Raw genomic sequence first — 19068 nt, forward strand, 5'->3', positions numbered from 1 at the left:
GCATTCGTCAGACGGGGGGCGGAGCAATTCAGGACGTGCCGAGCTCGCTGTCAAGGAGGTCGAACAGCTCGTCCGCGGTGGCAAGCTCGAGCGTGTCGGCGGCTGCCTGGTCCGCCGGGCTCTGGTTCTTCTGCCAGGTCGACAGCAGCTCACGCAGGCGCGTGGTGATGCTGTCGCTTTCGGTGTCACCCGGTGTGACGCCGGCCAGCAGCGTCTCCAGCCGGTCCAGTTCGGCGTGCACCTGCGGAGCCGGGGCCTTCGCCCCGCCGCTGGGCAGCTGTTCGCCGAGGTACTGGGACAGCGCGGTGGGTGACGGGTAGTCGAAGATCAGCGTCGCGGGCAGCCGGCGGCCCACCACGGCGCCGAGCCGGTTGCGCAGTTCGACCGCCGAGAGCGAGTCCAGGCCGAGCTCGAGGAAGCCCCGACCCGGATCGATCCCGCCCGCCGAGGCGTGGCCGAGGACCAGCGCGGTGTGCGACTGGACCAGCTCCAGCAGCGCCCGCTCGCGGTCGGCACCCGCCAGGGCGCCGAGCCGCTGCTGGAACTCCGCCGCCGGGTCCGCCGTCGCCGCGTGCGCGGCGGCCACCGACCGCTTCGGCCGCTGGCGCACCAACCCCTGCAGCAGCGGGGGAAGTTCGCCGGTCGCTGCCTGGCGGCGCAGCGCCGCCGGGTCGAGCGCCAGCGGCACGAGCGCGGCCTCCGGGCGCTCCAGCGCGGCGTCGAAGAGCGCCAGACCGGTCTGCGCCGTCAGCGCGGACACCCCGGAACGGGCCATCCGCTGCAGGTCCGCCTCGCCCAACTCGCCGGTCATGCCGCCGGTCTGCGACCAGAGGCCCCAGCCGAGCGAGCCGGCCGGCAGGCCTAGCGAGCGGCGGTGCGCGGCCAGGGCGTCCAGGTAGGCGTTGGCCGCCGCGTAGTTGGCCTGCCCGGCGCCGCCGAAGATGCCCGACGCCGAGGAGAACAGCACGAAGGCGGCCAGGTCCTGGTGCCGCGTGAGCTCGTGCAGCTGCCAGGCCGCGGCGGCCTTCGGCGCCCAGACGGTGGCGAGTTGGGCGGCGGTCATGGTCTCCACCACGGAGTCGTCCAGCACGCCCGCGGTGTGCACCACGGCGGTCAGCGGACGCCCGGCCAGCGCGCGCTCCAGCGCGGCGCGGTCGGTGATGTCACACTCGATCACATCGGTGGTGGCACCCAACTCGGCCAGGTCGTCGACGAGTTCCTTGGCGCCGGGCGCCTCGGGGCCACGCCGGCTGAGCAGCAGGAGCTTGCGGGCGCCGTGCTCACGCACCAGGTGGCGGGCGACCAGCGCGCCGAGCGAGCCGGTGCCGCCGGTGACCAGCACCGTGCGCTCGGGGTCCAGCGGCTGCGGGACCGTGAGGACGACCTTGCCGATGTGCTTGGCCTGGCTGACGAAGCGGAACGCCTCCCGGGCCTGGCGCACGTCCCAGACGCGGACGGGCAGTGTCTCGATCGTGCCGGACGCGAACAACTCCAGCAGCTCGGAAAGGAGTTCACCGATCCGCGCCGGGCCGGCCTCCACCAGGTCGAACGCCCGGTAGGCAACACCCTCGGGGACGTCCGTGCGGATGTCGGTCTTGCCCATCTCCAGGAACCGGCCACCACGCGGCAGCAGGCCGAGCGAGGCGTCCACGAACTCACCGGCGAGGGCGTTCAGCACCACGTCCACGCCGTCCCCGCCGGTCACGGCCAGGAACTTCGCGGCGAAGGACAGGTCACGCGAGGACGCGATGTGGTCCTCGTCCAGACCCAGCGAGCGCAGCGTCTCCCACTTACCCGGGCTCGCGGTCGCGAAGACCTCCGCGCCCAGGTGGCGGGCCAGTTGGATCGCCGCCATACCCACACCACCGGCACCCGCGTGCACCAGCACCCGCTCACCGGCCTTGACCGCCCCCAAGTCCGACCACGCGTACAGCGCCGTCAGGAAGACGATCGGCACCGACGCCGCCCGCGCGAACGACCACCCGGCCGGAACCGGCGCCACCATCCGGTGGTCGGCGATCGCCTCCGGCCCGTAGGCACCGGGGAAGATCCCCAGCACCCGGTCGCCGACCGCGAGCCCGGTGACACCCGGGCCCACCTCCAGCACCACACCGGCGCCTTCACCGCCGAGCACCGGAGCGTCGCCCGGGTACATCCCCAGCGCGCTCAGCACGTCGCGGAAGTTCACGCCCGCGGCCCGGACGCCGATCCTGATCTGATGCTCCGCCAACTCCTCGATCGGGCAAGGGACCAGCTCCAGCGCGTCCAGCGTGCCGCGTCCGGCGCTGTCCAGCCGCCAGGCACCCGGACCCGCCGGGACGGCCAGCGCCTCGGCGGAGCGGGCGGGCAGCAGGCGCGGCGCGAAGGCCTGGCCGGCCCGTAGCGCGAGTTGCGGTTCGCCCGCGCTGGCGGCCCCGGGCAGTGCGGCCCAGGACTCGGCCGAGCCGTCCACGTCCACCAGCAGCACCCGTCCGGGCTGCTCGGACTGGGCGGAGCGGATCAGGCCCCAGACGGCGGCGGCCGCCAGGTCGGCGACACCCGGGTCGGTGTCGACCAGCACCGCGCCACGGGTGACCAGCAGCAGGTTCGAGTCGGCGTACCGGTCGTCGGCCAGCCAGCCCTGGAGCAGCTCCAGCGCCTGCTGCGGCGCGGTGGCGCAGGCCACCAGGACCGAGGAGGCGTCCGTCGGAGCGGCCAGGGCCAGGCCGGTGCCCAGCGTGTCCTCGCCCAGCAGCGCCCAACCCTCGGTCGACCCAGCCTCGGTCGACCCGGCGTCGAACAGAACCGCCGTCCAGCCGAGCCGGAAGAGCGAGTCGTCGCCCGCGCCGGGCGCCTCGCGCAGCTGACCGGCGTTGACCGGGCGCAGCACCAGCGCCTCCACCGAGAGGACCGGCTGACCGCTGACGTCGGCGGCCTGCACGGTGACGGCATCGGTGCCCGCACCGGCGATCCGCACCCGCAGCGCCCGGGCGCCGGTCGCGTGCAGGCTGACGCCGGAGAAGGCGAACGGCAGGTGGCCCTGGGCCTCGCCGGCGTCACCGAGGAAGCTACCGAGTCCCACCGGGTGCAGCGCGGCATCCAGCAGCGCGGGGTGCAGCGCGTAGGCGGCGGCCTCGGCGCCCGCGTCGTCCGGCAGGGCGACCTCGGCGAAGAGCACCTCGCCCTGGCGCCAGACCGCGCGCAGGCCCTGGAAGAGCGGCCCGTAGGCGTAGCCGCGAGCGGCGAGCGCCGGGTAGAAGTCGGCGAGGTCGACGGGCGTCGCCCCGGCCGGCGGCCACTGCGCCAGTTCGGCGCTCGGCACGGCGATGGAACCGGTGGCCAGGTAGCCGCTGGCGTGCCGGGTCCACTGCCGGTCGGCGGTCGACTCCTCGTCCGGACTGGCGTGGACGGTGAACGGCAGCCGCCCGGCCTGGTCGGCGGCGCCGACCCGGAGCTGCAGCTGGACCGCGCCCCGCTCGGGCAGCACCAGGGGTGCCTCGAGCGTGAGATCGTCCACCTGGTCGGCGCCGGCGTGGCCGGCGGCCTGCAGGGCGAGTTCGACGAAGGCCGCGCCGGGCACCAGGACGGCGCCCAGCACCTCGTGCTCGGTCAGCCAGCGCTGCGCCTTGGCGGAGAGCCGCGAGGTGAAGAGCAGGCCCTCCTCGTCGGCGAGCGTGACGGCCGCACCCAGCAGCGGGTGCTCGGTGGCGGTCAGACCCAGCGCGCTGAGGTCGCCGGCCGCCGCCACGGGGGCGTCCAGCCAGTAGCGCTCACGCTGGAAGGCGTAGCTGGGCAGGTCGACCCGGACCGCGCCGGTGCCGGTGAAGACGGCCGACCAGTCGACGGCCATGCCCCGGCTGAAGGCGGTCGCGACGCCGGTGAAGAGCGCCTCGACCTCGCCGCGCCCGGCCCGGGCCACCGGCACGGCGAGCGCCGGGTCGGGGACGAGCGCGGAGAGCACGCCGTCGGGGCCCAGCTCCAGGAAGGTGCGAACACCCTGCGCCTGGAGGGTGGCGACGCCGTCGGCGAACCGGACCGCCTCGCGGACGTGGCGCACCCAGTAGGCGGGGGCGGTGAGGTCCTCGGTGAGGGTGCCGGTGAGGTTGGAGACCACCGGGATGCGCGGCGTGCTGTAGGTCAGCGACTCGGCGACCGCGCGGAACTCCGCCAACATCGGTTCCATCAAAGCGGAGTGGAAGGCGTGGCTGACCGTCAGCCGCTTGACCTTGCGGCCCTCGGCGCGGAACGCCGACTCCAGCTCGGTGATGTCCGCCTCGACGCCCGAAACGACGATCGAGTCGGGCCCGTTGACGGCCGCGATGTCCACCACGCCACTGAGCGCCGCGCGGACCTCGTCCTCGCTCCCCTGCACCGCGAGCATCGCGCCACCCGCCGGCAGCGCCTGCATCAGTCGACCGCGCGCGGCCACCAGCGTGCAGGCGTCCGCCAGCGACCAGAGACCCGCGACGTGCGCGGCGGCCAGCTCACCGATCGAGTGACCGGCGACGTAGTCCGGGGTGACACCCCACGACTCCAGCAGCCGGAACAGCGCCACCTCGATCGCGAACAGCCCGGCCTGGGTGTAGCCGGTCCGGTCCAGCAGCTCGGAGTCCTGGTCGAACAGCACCTCGCGCAGCGGGCGTTCGAGCTCCGCGTCGAAGTGGGCGCAGACCGCGTCGAGCGCGTCCGCGAACACGGGGAACGCGGCATACAGCTCGCGTCCCATCCCGGCCCGCTGACTGCCCTGACCGGACATCATCACCGCCACCCTGCCCCCAGCAGTAACCCCGCGCACCACTCCCGGTGCCTCTCCGCCGGCGGCGAGCACGCCGAGGCCCGAACGGAATCCGTCCAGGTCGGCCGCGATCACCACCGCACGGTGTTCGAACCTAGAGCGGCCCCGGGCCAGCGAGAACCCCACATCGGCCGGGCTCGACCCCGCACCGTCCCCTAGCCAGGCCGCCAGCCGCCCCGCCTGCCCGGCCAGCGCGCCCGGCATCCGGCCGGTGAGCACCCACGGGACGACCGGGAGGTCCACCACCGCCGCCGGCTCGGCGGCGGCCGGCTCGGGCGCCTCCTCCAGCAGCAGGTGGACGTTGGTGCCGCTGATGCCGAAGGCCGAGACGCCGGCCCGGCGCGGGCGCTCGGCCCGGCGCGGCCAGGCGGTGGCCTCGGTGAGCAGCTCGACCTCGCCCTCGCTCCAGTCGACGTGCGGGGTGGGCTCGTCCACGTGCAGGGTCTGCGGCAGCACCCCGTTGCGCAGCGCCAGCACCATCTTGATCACGCCCGCCACGCCGGCCGCAGCCTGCGAGTGGCCGATGTTCGACTTGATCGAGCCGAGCAGCAGGGGTGCCGCCTGGCCCCGCTCCTGGCCGTAGGTGGCCAGCAGCGCCTGCGCCTCGATCGGGTCGCCGAGCGAGGTGCCGGTGCCGTGCGCCTCCACCGCGTCGACCTGATCGGCCGTCAGACCGGCGTTGGCCAGCGCCTGGCGGATCACCCGCTGCTGGGCGGGGCCGTTGGGAGCCGTCAGGCCGTTCGACGCGCCGTCCTGGTTGACGGCCGAGCCGCGCACCACCGCGAGCACCGGGTGACCCAGCCGCTGCGCGTCGCTCAGCCGCTCGACCACCAGCATTCCGACGCCCTCGGCCATCCCCATGCCGTCGGCGGCGCCCGCGAAGGCCTTGCAGCGACCGTCGGTGGCCAGGCCGCGCTGGCGGCTGAAGGTCACCAGCGCGGCCGGGGTGGTCATCAGCGTCACTCCGCCGGCCAGTGCCATGGTGCACTCGCCGTTGCGCACCGCCTGGGCGGCCAGGTGCAGCGCGACCAGCGAGGAGGAGCAGGCGGTGTCGACGGTGACCGCCGGGCCCTCCAGGCCCAGCGTGTAGGAGATCCGGCCGGAGGCGACGCTCACCGAGTTGCCGGTGGCCAGGTAGCCCTCGCCGCCCGCCGGGGCACCGGCCACCAGCGCCGCGTAGTCGGAGCCGTTGGTGCCGGCAAAGACGCCGACCTGGGTGCCGTGCAGGGTCTGCGGGTCGATCCCGGCCCGCTCCAGCGCCTCCCAGGAGACCTCGAGCAGCAGCCGCTGCTGCGGGTCGACGGCGATCGCCTCGCGCGGCGAGATGCCGAAGAAGCCCGGATCGAAGAGCCCGGCGCCGTGCAGGAAGCCGCCTTCGCGGGTGTAGCTGGTGCCGCGCGCGTCGGGGTCGGCGTCGTAGAGCGCCTCCAGGTCCCAGCCGCGGTCGGTCGGGAAGCCGGTGACGCCGTCGCCGCCGGTGGCCAGCAGCCGCCAGAGGTCCTCGGGCGACTCCACGCCGCCCGCGTAGCGGCAGGCCATCCCGACGATGGCGATCGGCTCTCCCAGGTCGACCGGCCGGGCGGTGGGCGCCGCGGCGCCCGCGGCGCGCTCGCCGAGCAGCGCCTCGCGTAGCCGGGCGGCCAGCGCCAGCGGGGTCGGGAAGTCGAAGACCAGCGTCGTGGGCAGCCGCAGCCCGGTGGCCTTGGTCAGCCGGTCGCGCAGCTCGACGGCGGTCAGCGAGTCGAAGCCCAGCTCCTTGAAGGCCCGGGACTCCGCCACGGCCTCCGGCGAGCTGTGCTTGAGGACGGCGGCGGCGTTGCTCCGGACCAGGTCGAGCAGCAGCCGGTCCTGATCGGCGGCGGACAGCTCGAGCAGCTTGGCGCCCAGCTCGGTGGCGGCCTGCGGGCCCGGCCGGCCGGCCGTCTCGACGGTGGCGGCCGGGCTCTGGGAGTCGCGGACCTCCGGGATGCCGTCCAGCAGCGGGCGCGGGCGGGCCGAGGTGAAGGCGGGGGCGAACCGGTCCCAGGCGACGTCGGCGACCGCGACGAAGGTCTCGTCGTGGTCCAGCACGGTCTTCAGCGCCGCGAAGGCCGGCTCGGGCTCCAGGAACGGCAGCCCCTGGCGCTGCAGGCGCTCGGGGTCCACGCCCTCGGGCACCAAGCGGCCGTCCCAGTGGTTGACGGCGGCCCAGACGCCCCAGGCCACCGAGGTCGCGCTGAGACCTGCGGCCCGGCGCTGCTCGGCCAGGCCGTCCAGGTAGGTGTTGCCGGCCGCGTAGGCGGCGTGGTCGCCGCTGCCCCAGACGCCCGCGATCGAGGAGAACAGGACGAAGGCGTCCAGGGTGTCCTCGCTGAAGATCTCGTGCAGGTTGCGCGCGCCCAGCACCTTGGCCCGCAGGTCGAGTTCGAGCTGCGCGGGGGTCAGCGTCCCGATCGGCAGCAGCCGGATCGAGGCCGCCGCGTGCAGCACGCTGGTGACCGGGGTGCCGTCGGCGGCCAGCCGGTCGACCAGTTGCTGGAGCTGCTCGCGGTCGGCCACGTCGCAGGCGGCGAAGGTGGCGCGGACGCCCAGGCTCTCGACGTCGGCCCGCAGCGCGGGCGCGCCCGGGGCCTCGGGACCACGGCGGCTGACCAGCACCAGGTGCTCGGCGCCGGCCGAGGCCAGCCACTGGGCGATGTGCGGGGCCAGTGTGCCGGTCGCGCCGGTGACCAGGACGGTGCCGCTCGGGCGCCAGTCCCGGGCCGCCGGACGGCCGGCCAGCGGGGCGCGCTGCAGGCGGCGCACGTAGAGGCCGGCGGGCCGCACGGCCACCTGGTCCTCGCCGCCGGGCAGGCCGGCCAGCACGGTGCACAGCCGCTCGGCCGCCCGCTCGTCGAAGACCTCGGGAAGATCGACCAGACCGCCCCAGCGGTCCGGGTGCTCCAGCGCCACCACGCGTCCGAAGCCCCAGATCTGGCCCATCGCCAGACTGCGCAGCTCGTCCGAGCGGCCGATGCTGACGCCGCCCCGGGTGGCCAGCCAGAGCGGGGCGGCGATGCCCGCGTCGCCCAGCGCCTGGACCAGCGCCAGGGTGCCCGCCAGGCCCCGGGTGAGCGCGGGACCGGCGGTGGAGTCGGCCTCGTCCAGGCCGAGGGTGGCCAGCACGCCGTCCACCGGGCCGGCTTCGGCGAGCAGGCGGGCGTACTCGGCCCGGTCGTGGGCGACCGAGGCCAGGTCGAGCTGACGGACCGTCACACCGCGTGCTTCGAGGGTGCTCGCGCACTCCTCGGCGACGGTGCTCCCCTCCGGTCCGCTGATGATCAGCCAACTGCCGCTCGGCACGGCCGCCTTCGCGGTGACCGGCTTCCAGGCCACGGTGTAGCGCCAGTTGTCCAGGGTCGCGGACCGCTGGCGGCCCCGGCGCCAGTCGGAGAGCGCGGGCAGCAGCTCGCTGAGCGGCCGGTCGCCGTCCACGCCGAGGGTCGCGGCCAGCTCGCCGCTCTCCACCGCGCGCCAGAACTCGCTGTCGGCGGCGTCGGCTTCGGTGCCGGCGGCCGGGGCGGCGGTGTGGCCGTCCAGCCAGAAGCGCTCGCGCTGGAAGGGGTAGGTGGGCAGGTCGACGTGTCCGGTGGCGGTGAGCACCCGGGTCCAGTCGACGGTGGCGCCGTTGACGAAGGCCTCGGCGAGCGAGGTCAGGAAGCGGGTGGCGTCGCCCTGTTCGCGGCGCAGGGTGCCGAGCGCGATACCGCCACCGTTGGCGTCCAGGGTGTCCTGCACGCCGACCGTGAGCACCGGGTGCGGGCTGGACTCCACGAAGACCCGGTGGCCGGCCTTGGCCAGCTGCTCGACCGCGTGCTGCAGCCGGACGGGGTGGCGCATGTTCTCATACCAGTAACGACCGGCCAGCTCGCCGGGCTTGACCCAGTCGCCGGTGTAGGTGGAGAACATCGGGATGCTGGGCGTGAGCGCGGTGATCGGGGTCAGCGCCTCGACGATCTCGTCCTCGAGCACCTCCATCTGCGCGGAGTGCGAGGCGTAGTCGACGTTGACCCGGCGGGCATCGACGCCCGCCTCGGCGGCGACCAGCATGAACTCGTCCAGCGCGGCGGCCTCGCCCGAGACCACCACCGAGCCGGGGCCGTTGACGGCGGCGATGCCGACCCGGCCCTCGAACCCGGCCAGCAGCTCGCCCGCCTTCTCGGCGGAGGCGAAGAGCGACACCATGCCGCCCGAACCCGCCACCCGCGCCAGCGCCTTGGCCCGCAGCGCGACGACGCGGGACGCGTCCTCGAGGGAGAGCGCGCCCGCCACGCAGGCGGCGGCGATCTCACCCTGCGAGTGGCCGATCACGGCGGAGGGCGTGACGCCCAGCGAGCGCCACAGGGCGGCGAGCGAGACCATCACGGCGAAGAGCACCGGCTGCACCACGTCAACCCGCTCCAGCAGCGCGGCATCCGTCAGCGCGTCCGCCAACGACCAGTCCACGAACGGCGCCAGCGCCGCCGAGCACGCCGCGATCGACTCCGCGAAGACCGGCGAAGCGGCCAGCAGGCCGGAGGCCATGCCCACCCACTGCGAACCCTGACCCGGGAAGACCAGCACCACCCCGCCGTCACCGAGCGCCCGGCCGGTCAGCTGCTGGTCGCCCAGCAGCACCGCCCGGTCCTCGAAGAGCGAACGCCCGCGCACCAGGGCGGCGGCGACGGCCGCCGGGTCACCCTCGAAGGCCGTGAACCGCTCGAGCTGCGCCCGCAGCGCCGCCTCACCCTTGCCCGACAGCACCAGCGGCAGCACCGAGGCATCCAGCACCGGCCGGCCAGCGGCCTGGATCACCTGGGCGTCAGGCGCCTGCTCCAGGATGACGTGCGCGTTCGTGCCGCTCACCCCGAAGGAGGAGACCGCCGACCGGCGCGGCCGGCCGGTCTGCGGCCAGTCGACCCGCTCGGCGAGCAGCTCGACCGCGCCCGCCGTCCAGTCCACGTGCGGGGTCGGCTCGTCCACGTGCAGCGAGCGCGGGACCTGGCCGTGGCGCATCGCCATGACCATCTTGATCACACCCGCGACGCCCGAAGCCGCCTGGGTGTGGCCGATGTTGGACTTCACCGAGGCCAGCAGCAGCGGCCGGTCGGCCGGTCGGTCCTGGCCGTAGGTGGCCAGCAGCGCCTGCGCCTCGATCGGGTCGCCCAGCGTGGTGCCGGTGCCGTGGCCCTCGACCACATCGACCTCGTCGGTGGTCAGCTTGGCGCTGCTCAGCGCCTGGCGGATCACCCGCTGCTGCGAGGGACCGTTCGGCGCCGTCAGACCGTTGCTGGCGCCGTCCTGGTTGACCGCGCTGCCGCGCAGCACCGCGAGCACCGGGTGACCCAGCCGCTGGGCGTCGCTGAGCCGCTCGACCAGCAGCATGCCGACGCCTTCGCCCCAGCCCGTGCCGTCGGCCGCCGCCGCGTACGGCTTGCAGCGGCCGTCGGCGGCCATCGCGCGCTGGCGGCTGAAGTCGATGAAGATGCCGGGGGTGGACATCACGGTGACACCGCCGGCCAGCGCCATGGTGCACTCGCCCTGGCGGATCGCCTGTGCGGCCAGGTGCAGCGCGACCAGCGAGGAGGAGCAGGCGGTGTCGACGGTGACCGCCGGGCCCTCCAGGCCCAGCGTGTAGGAGATCCGGCCGGAGGCGACGCTGCCCGCGCTGCCGTTGCCGAGGTAGCCCTGGACGTCCTCCAGCTCCTCGGGCCCTGCGCCGAACAGCCGGGAGGCGTAGTCGTGGTACATCACCCCGGCGAAGACGCCGGTCCGGCTGCCGCGCATCGCCGTCGGGTCGATGCCGGCCCGCTCGAAGGCCTCCCAGGCCGCCTCGAGCAGCAGGCGCTGCTGCGGGTCCATCGCGATCGCCTCGCGCGGCGAGATGCCGAAGAAGGCGGCGTCGAACTCGCCCGCGTCGTAGAGGAATCCGCCCTGGTCGGAGTAGCTGCGACCGGCTCGGCCCGGGACCGGGTCGAAGAGTTCGGCGGCATCCCAGCCACGGTCCTCGGGCCAGCCGCCGACCGCGTCGGTGCCGGCCGCGACCAGCTCCCAGAGGTCCTCGGGCGAGCGCACCCCGCCCGGGTAGCGGCAGGCCATGCCGACGATCGCGATCGGCTCTCCCGTCTCCCCGGCCGTCGCGGGCAGGGTGGTGGCGGGCAGGGCGGTAGCGGCGGAGCCGGCGAGCTGGCCGGCCAGCTGGGTCGCCAGGACCCGGGGGTTGGGGTAGTCGAACACCAGGGTGGCGGGCAGCCGGACGCCGGTGGCGCGGGCCAGCCGGTTGCGCAGTTCGACGGCGGTCAGCGAGTCGAGGCCCAGCTCCTTGAACGCCCGGTCGGCCCCGACCGGGCTCTCGGGGCCGTAGCCCAGCACGGCGGCCGCCTCGGCCCGGACCAACTCCAGCATGGCGCGGTCCAGTTCGGCCGCGCCGAGCCCGGCGTAGCGGCCCGCGCCCAGCCCGCCGGCGGTGGCGTCGTCGGCCACCCGGCGGGGCAGGCCGCGCACCAGTCCCCGGTAGAGGGCGGCCAGTTCACCGGCGGCGGCCTGGCGGCGCAGGGCGGCCAGGTCGAGCCGCACGGGCACCAGGAAGGCCTCGGGAGCGGCAACGGCCGCGTCCAGCAGGGCCAGGCCGCGCTCGGCGGTCAGCGGCAGCACGCCGCGGCGGGCGATCCGGCCCAGCTCGCCACTGTCCAGGTGACCGGTCATCCCGCTCGCGCGGTCCCAGAAGCCCCAGGCCAGCGCGAGGCCCGGCAGGCCGAGCGCGCGGCGGTGCGCGGCGAGCGCGTCCACGAAGGCGTTGCCGGCCGCGTAGGCGGCCTGCCCCGGGCTGCCGGCCACGCCGGAGAAGGAGGAGAAGAGCACGAAGGCCGACAGGTCCAGCTCGCGGGTCAACTCGTGCAGCTGCCAGGCGACATCGGCCTTGGCCCGCAGCGCGGCCGAGAGCTGCTCGGCGGTGACCGAGGCCAGGATCGCGTCGTCCAGCACTCCGGCGGTGTGGATCACCCCGCGCAGCGGAGCCGCCGGGTCGATCCCGGCCAGCACGGCCGCCAGCGCGGCCGGGTCGGCCGCGTCGCAGGCCAACACCGCAATGCTCGCACCCAACTCCGTGAGCTCGGCCGTCAGTTCGGCCGCACCGGGGGTCTCGGGGCCACGGCGGCTGGTGAGCACCAGGCTGCGCACGCCGTGCTCGGCGACCAGGTGACGCGCGACCAGCGCACCCAGCACACCGGTGCCGCCGACCACCAGGACGGTGCCGGCCGGGTCCCAGACCGGGGCGCCCTCGGTGGCGTCGGTGGCGGTGGCCTGCCGGGCCAGCCGCGGCAGCAGGATCTCGCCCGCGCGCAGCGCGGCCTGCGGCTCACCGGAGGCGACGGCGGCGGGCAGGGCGGCCCAGGAGGCGTCGGTGCCGTCCAGGTCCAGCACGGTGAAGGAGCCGGGGTGCTCGCTCTGCGCGGAGCGCAGCAGGCCCCAGACCGGGGCGGCGGCCAGCTCGGCGACCTGGTCGGCCGGGCGGGCGGCGACGGCGTCGCGGGTCAGCACGACCAGCCGGGCCGCGGTGGCCAGGCTCTCGGTGCGCAGCCACTCCTGGAGCCGGTCCAGCGTGTCGGCGGTGATGGTGCGGGCGGCGGCCAGGACGTCGCGCGACGCGGGCTCGCCGAGCGCCACCGGGAACAGGACGGTCTGCGGCGCGGCGGCCGCCAGGGTGGCCAGGTCCGGGTAGGCGGTGACCTGGTGTCCGGCGCGGCGCAGCGGCTCAGCGGCCTCGTCCGGGCCGAGCAGCGCGAAGCCGGTCGCCTGGGCGGTGGGCACGCTCGGCAGCGGCGACCAGTCCAGCCGGAACAGCGCGTCGCGCTGCGCGGAGTGGACGGCGCCCACCTGGTCGAGCTGGGCCGGGCGGAGCGTCAGCGCGTCAATGGTGGCCACCGTCCGCCCGCTGCCGTCGGCGACCAGGACCGACACCGCGTCGGTGCCGGCCGGGGTCAGCCGCACCCGGAGCACGGCGGCGCCGGTGGCGTGCAGCTCGATGCCGTCCCAGGAGAACGGGATCCGGGGAGCGGCGCTGTCGGAGTCGGTCCCGCCACCGCTCGACAGCAGGGCGAGGGCGTGCAGGGCGGCGTCGAGCAGGGCCGGGTGCAGGCCGTACTTGGGCGCGTCGGCGGCCTCCGGGTCGGCCAGCGCCACCTCGGCGAAGACCTGCTCGCCGGAGCGCCAGGCGGCCCGCAGGCCGCGGAAGGCCGGCCCGTAGCCGTAGCCGCGCGCGTCCAACCCGTCGTAGACGGCTGCGGCGTCCTCGGCCACCGCACCGGCCGGCGGCCAGGCGGCGAGGGTGGTGTCATCGGCCGGCGCGGCTTGCTGACTGTGCGTCAGATAGCCGGTGGCGTGCCGGGTCCAGGGCTCCTCGGTGGAGGCGGGGTCGGTGGCCGCGTCCTGGGCGCGCGAGTAGACGCTGACCGGGCGCCGGCCGTCGGCCTCGGGCGCGCCGATCCACAGCTGGACGGTGACCGCCTCGGTGCCGCTGAGCACCAGCGGCGTGCCCAGGGTCAGCTCGTCCACCCGGTCGCAGCCGACCCGGGTCCCGGCGTGCACGGCGAGTTCGACGAACGCGGTGCCCGGGAGCAGCACCGTCTCGCCGAGCGCGTGGTCGGCGATCCAGGGGTGGGTGTGACTGGAGAGGCGGCCAGTGAAGAGCAGGCCGTCGCCGTCGGCCAGTGCGATCGCCGCGCCGAGCAGCGGGTGCTCGGCGCTGCCGAGACCGGCCGAGGTCACGTCGCCGAGCCCGGCGGAGACCTGCGGCCAGAACCGGCGCTGCTGGAACGGGTAGGTGGGCAGGTCGACATGGGCGGAGGAGGTGAGCACCCGGGTCCAGTCGACGGTGGCGCCGTTGACGAAGGCCTCGGCGAGCGAGGTCAGGAAGCGGGTGGCATCGCCCTGTTCGCGACGCAGCGTGCCGAGCGCGATACCGCCGCCGTTCTCCTCCAGGGTGTCCTGCACGCCGACGGTGAGCACCGGGTGCGGGCTGGACTCCACGAAGACCCGGTGGCCGGCCTTGGCCAGTTCGGCGATCGCGTCCTGGAGCCGGACGGGGTGGCGCAGGTTCTCGTACCAGTAACGGGCGCCCAGCTCACCGGGCTTGACCCAGTCGGCGGTGTAGGTGGAGAGCATCGGGATGGTGGGCGTCAAGCCGGAAATCGGAGCGAGTGCCTGGAGGATCTCGTCCTCCAGGATCTCCATCTGGGCGGAGTGCGAGGCGTAGTCGACGTTGACCCGGCGGGCGTCCACGCCGGCCGTGGCGCAGACCGCCATGAACTCGTCCAGCGCGGCGGCCGCACCGGAAACCACCACCGAGCCGGGGCCGTTGACGGCGGCGATGCCGACCCGGCCCTCGAAGCCCACCAGCAGCTCACCGGCCTGCTCGGCGGAGGCGAACAGCGACACCATGCCACCCGAACCAGCCACCCGCGCCAGCGCCTTGGCCCGCAGCGCCACCACCCGCGACGCGTCCTCCAGCGACAACGCACCCGCCACGCAAGCCGCCGCGATCTCACCCTGGGAGTGGCCAACCACGGCGGAGGGCGTGATGCCCATCGAGCGCCAGAGCGCCGCCAACGACACCATCACCGCGAAGAGCACCGGCTGCACCACGTCAACCCGCTCCAGCAGCGCGGCATCCGTCAGCGCGTCCTCCAACTGCCAGTCCACAAAAGGCTTCAGCGCCGCCGAGCAGGCCGCGATCGACTCCGCGAACACCGGCGAAGCGGCCAACAGACCGGACGCCATCCCGACCCACTGCGAACCCTGACCCGGGAAGACCAGCACCACCCCGCCGTTGCCCAGCGCCCGGCCGGTCAGCTGCTGGTCGCCGAGCAGCACCGCCCGATCCTCGAACACCGCACGCCCGCGCACCAGGGCGGCAGCGACGGCCGCCGGGTCACCCTCGAAGGCCGTGAACCGCTCGAGCTGCGCCCGCAGCGCCGCCTCACCCTTGCCCGACAGCACCAGCGGCAGCACCGAGGCATCCAGCACCGGCTGCTCGGCAATCTCTTCTGACGCCTCGTCAGGCGCCTGCTCCAGCAGCACATGCGCGTTGGTACCGCTCATGCCGAAGGAGGAGACGCCGGCGCGGCGCGGTCGACCGGTCTCCGGCCAGTCCTGATCCTCCGTCAGCAGCTGGACTGCACCGGCCGTCCAGTCCACGTGCGGGGTCGGCTCGTCCACGTGCAGGGTCTGCGGCAGCACCCCGTGCCGCATCGCCTGGACCATCTTGATCACACCCGCGACACCCGAAGCCGCCTGGGTGTGGCCGATGTTGGACTTCACCGAGCCGAGCCGCAGCGGCCGGTCGGCGGGCCGTCCCTGGCCGTAGGTGGCCAGCAGCGCCTGCGCCTCGATCGGGTCGCCCAGCGTGGTGCCCGTCCCGTGCGCCTCGACCACGTCCACCTCGTCGGTGGTCAGCCCGGCGTTGGCCAGCGCCTCCAGGATCACCCGCTGCTGCGAGGGGCCGTTGGGGGCGGTCAGCCCGTTCGACGCGCCGTCCTGGTTGACCGCGCTGCCCCGGACCACGGCGAGCACCTGGTGCCCCAGCCGGCGCGCGTCGCTGAGGCGCTCGACCAGCAGCATGCCGACGCCCTCGCCCCAGCCCGTGCCGTCGGCCGCCGCGGCGAACGCCTTGCAGCGGCCGTCGGCGGCCAGGCCGCGCTGCTTGCTGAACTCGGTGAAGGTGGCCGGGGTGGACATGATCGTCACACCGCCGGCCAGCGCCAGATCGCACTCGCGGCGACGCAGCGACTGGACGGCCAGGTGCAGCGCGACGAGGGAGGAGGAGCAGGCCGTGTCGACCGTCACCGCCGGGCCTTCGAGCCCGAACGTGTAAGAGAGCCGCCCCGAGATGACGGCGGCGGCGGTGCCGGTGACCAGGTGGCCTTCGAGGTTCTCGGCCGAGTTGCCGAACAGCGCGGCGTAGTCCTGCCCGTTCGACCCGACGAAGACGCCGGTCCGGCTGCCGTGCAGCGACTGCGGATCGATCGAGGCCCGTTCGAAGGCCTCCCACGCGGTCTCCAGCAGCAACCGCTGCTGCGGGTCCATCGCCAGCGCCTCACGCGGGCTCAGCCCGAAGAACGCCGCGTCGAACAGGTCCGCGTCGGCCAGGAACGCGCCTTCCCGGGTGGTCGACGACCCCGGCCGGTCCGGGTCCGGGTCGTAGAGCGACTCGGTGTCCCAACCCCGGTTCTCCGGGAAGCCGCCAACAGCGTCCCGGCCCTCGGTGACCAGTCGCCAGAGATCCTCAGGGGTACCGACGCCACCTGCGTACCGGCAGCTCATCGCGACCAGGGCGATCGGCTCCCGGTCACCGGCCTCCAGTTCCCTCAGCCGCTCACGCGCCTGGTGCAGGTCGGCAGTGACCCACTTGAGGTAGTCACGAAGTGTCTCTTCATTCGCCACTGAATGCCACCTCTTCGGTTATGGCCGGCCGCACCGGAAGTCGGCACGCCGAATTCGCATGTGAACGCGTGGAAATACGCATGGGAAGGTGAAGGGGTCTAAGGCCGCCTGCCTGCGGGTCGGCAGCCAACGCTGAATTTCGGTTCCGACCCTAGGAAGCCGTGCTAGGGGCCAACAACCCCTACGTCCCCTTACGGGCGGCCCTGGTCAGGCGGGGTCCAAGCGGCCCGCCGAGGGCGGATGTCACCACCGGGCGCGGCGGCCGCGGCCGCCCAGCGCAGCCCGCACGTGTCGTGCCCCAGGCCCCGGCGCCGGCCGCAGTGCACCGGCGTCCCCGGCTCAGGGCGCGGTGGCTTCCCAGGCCGCGTTGATCATCCGGAAGACCTCGTCCACCGTGGCCCCGGGATCGTCCGCCCGGCAGGCCAGCGCGTAGGCGTCGATGGCGAACCGCGCGGTCGCCCGGCAGGCCGTCGCACTCCGGGACAGGTGCGGATCGGCTGCCAACGCCGTTGCCAGCGCCTGCGCGTGACGCAGGCTCATCGACTCCTCGTATTCCCGCAGGGCGGGTGATCCCTCGATCATGCGTCGGACGGGGGCACTGCCCTCCGCCGTGCAGTGCCGCACCAGGGCCTGGACCTCGCGGTGCAGCGCCGGGATGAGCGGCTCGTGCGGAGGCCGGTCGGTCACCGCCCGCGTGAGGCGCTGCTCGAAGTCCTGGTCGCGCTCGAAGACCAGGGCCTCCTTCGAGGCGAAGTGGGCGAAGACGGTGGTGACGGCCACGTCGGCCTCGGCCGCCACCTCACGGATGCCCACGGCGTCGTACCCGCGCTCCACGAAGAGGCGCAGCGCGGTGTCAGCGATCTTCTGCCGGGTCGCGGCCTTCTTGCGTTCGCGGCGTCCGGACGGCTCGGTCATGCCCTGACACTACCAGCTACGAATCCATAACCGTTGTGAAACCCTAACCGTTAGGGTTATCTTCGGCCGCATGAGGAAAATCAGTTTCGCCGAGTTCGGCGGTCCCGAGGTCCTGCAACTGGTGGAAGCCGAGGAGCCCCACGCGAGCCCCGGTCGGATACGCATCGCCGTACGGGCGGCGGGTGTCAACCCCGTCGACTGGAGGATCCGGGAGGGCCAGGTCCTGGGAGCCCACCCGGTCGAGCTGCCCGCCGGGGTCGGACTGGACGCCGCCGGGGTGGTGGATGAGGTCGGCGAGGGCGTCGAGGGGGTCGAGGTCGGCGACCGCGTGTTCGGCGAAGGCACCGACACGTACGCCGAGTTCGCCGTCCTGTCGGCCTGGGCCCGGATGCCCGAGGGACTGGCCTTCGAGGAGGCGGCCGGGTACCCGTCGGTGGTGGAGACCGCGCTGCGCGTCATCCGCGAGGTCGGCGTGCGGCCCGGGCAGACGCTGCTGGTCAGCGGCGCGTCCGGCGGCGTCGGGTCGGCGGTGCTGCAGATCGCCCGTGCGCGCGGCATCAGGGTGATCGGCACGGCCGGGGCTGCGAACCAGGACTACCTGCGCGGCCTGGGCGCCCTCGCCACGACCTACCACGAGGGCTGGGTCGAACGGGTGCGGCAGCTGGGCCGGGTCGACGCGGCCCTCGACCTGGCCGGCTCGGGCGTGATCCGCGAACTCGTCGAGCTGACCGGGGACCCGCGCAAGGTCGTCTCCATCGCCGACCTCGGCGCGCCAGAGCTGGGCGTCCGGTTCTCCGGCGTCGCCGGGAGCGTGCCGGACGCGCTCACCGAGGCCGTCGACCTCATCTCCCGGGACAGGCTCCACATCCCGGTCGAGAAGTCGTACCCGCTCACCGAGGCAGCGGCGGCGCACACCGACAGCCGCGCCGGCCACACCCGGGGGCGCCGGGTCCTGGTCGTCTGAGCCGCGGCCCGCCCGGCCCCTGCCAGGACTGGCCCAATGACCAACCCGCGACGCCCTATTGGGCTTACGCAGGATCCAGCACCGGACCCACCCGGTGGCACTGCCGCCCGACGGCATCCAGGATGCGTTCGGCCACCAGAGTCGGCTGGTCGGTCGGCAACGCGTGGCCGGCGCCGGGCACGATCTCCACCCGGGCCGAGGGCACGAGCCTGCCGACGCGGTCGGCGACGTCGCGCGAGTCGTGCATGGCGCTGCGCGCCCCGAGCAGAAACAGCGCGGGAACGCGCAAGCGGTGCAGCTCTCCGTCGGAGAAGACCGGGGGCACCGGGAGTGCGCGGCGGAATCCCATCGACGCGCGCATCAGGCTCATCAGTTCGCTCTCCAGGATGGCGCTGTTGCCGACCAGGCGGGCCAGCCGGGGGCGGAGCGGGCGCGGCGCTGTTGCGGCGAGCCCGCCGGCGATCAGCCAGGCGTAGAACCGGGGGCCGAAGTCGGCGAAGCCGGCGGGATCCAGCAGGGTGAGGGAGGCGGTCCGTCCGGGGCGGTGGATCTGGTGGTTGAGCGCCAGCCAGCCGCCGTAGGAGCAGCCGACGAGATGGGCGGCCGTCACCTCCATTGCGGCCAGGAGTTCGTCCAGCCAGGTAGCGCCGTCCCGGCCGTCGGCGATCAGGGCGGTCTGCACGCTCGCGCCCGGCTCGCCGATCGTGTCGACGGCGATGACCGGATGGTGCTGAGCCAGCGCGTCGATGTACCGGTGCCACATCAGCGCGTTTCCGCCCGAGCCGGGCAGCAGCACGATCGGCTCGCCGCTCTGCGGCCCGGTTCGGTAGACGCGGGTGGTCCCGAACGTGGTCGGAAGGTCGAGCGCCGTCCGCGGCCCCGGCCACAGTTCTTCCAGAGTCCGCTCGTAGGCGGCCCGGAATCGGTCTCTGGCCTGGTCGTTCCTGAACTGGCTGATTCGCATGATACAGGTGTATCA

Annotated in this window: 4 protein-coding genes; 1 reads left to right on the top strand and 3 read right to left on the bottom strand. The window is 74.4% G+C overall.

All coding sequences use genetic code 11. The annotated features are described in order from the left end of the window. Window positions 1-28: 28 nt before the first annotated feature. Both OG403_RS07475 and OG403_RS07480 read right to left on the bottom strand, forming a co-directional pair. Window positions 29-16210 carry a type I polyketide synthase gene (locus tag OG403_RS07475; RefSeq protein ID WP_329562471.1) on the bottom strand — a complete coding sequence of 5394 codons (16182 nt, stop codon included), beginning with the start codon at window positions 16208-16210 and terminating at the stop codon, window positions 29-31. Between the two features lie 339 nt (window positions 16211-16549). Beyond that, complete coding sequence (locus tag OG403_RS07480) at window positions 16550-17125, bottom strand: TetR/AcrR family transcriptional regulator (RefSeq protein WP_329562473.1); 576 nt, start codon at window positions 17123-17125, stop codon at window positions 16550-16552. Between the two features lie 70 nt (window positions 17126-17195). On the opposite strand from OG403_RS07480, the gene OG403_RS07485 reads away from it, so the two are divergent. Further along, window positions 17196-18089 (top strand): NADP-dependent oxidoreductase, encoded by an 894-nt coding sequence (locus tag OG403_RS07485; protein ID WP_329562474.1) that lies wholly within the window; start codon window positions 17196-17198, stop codon window positions 18087-18089. Window positions 18090-18153: 64 nt separating this feature from the next. Here the strand turns inward: OG403_RS07485 and OG403_RS07490 are convergent, their stop codons facing one another. Next, a complete protein-coding gene (locus OG403_RS07490; protein ID WP_329562475.1) occupies window positions 18154-19053 on the bottom strand; it encodes an alpha/beta fold hydrolase in 900 nt (299 codons plus the stop codon). Between the last annotated feature and the right edge of the window lie 15 nt (window positions 19054-19068).

The organism is Kitasatospora sp. NBC_01266, from assembly GCF_036242395.1.
GTDB lineage: Bacteria > Actinomycetota > Actinomycetes > Streptomycetales > Streptomycetaceae > Kitasatospora.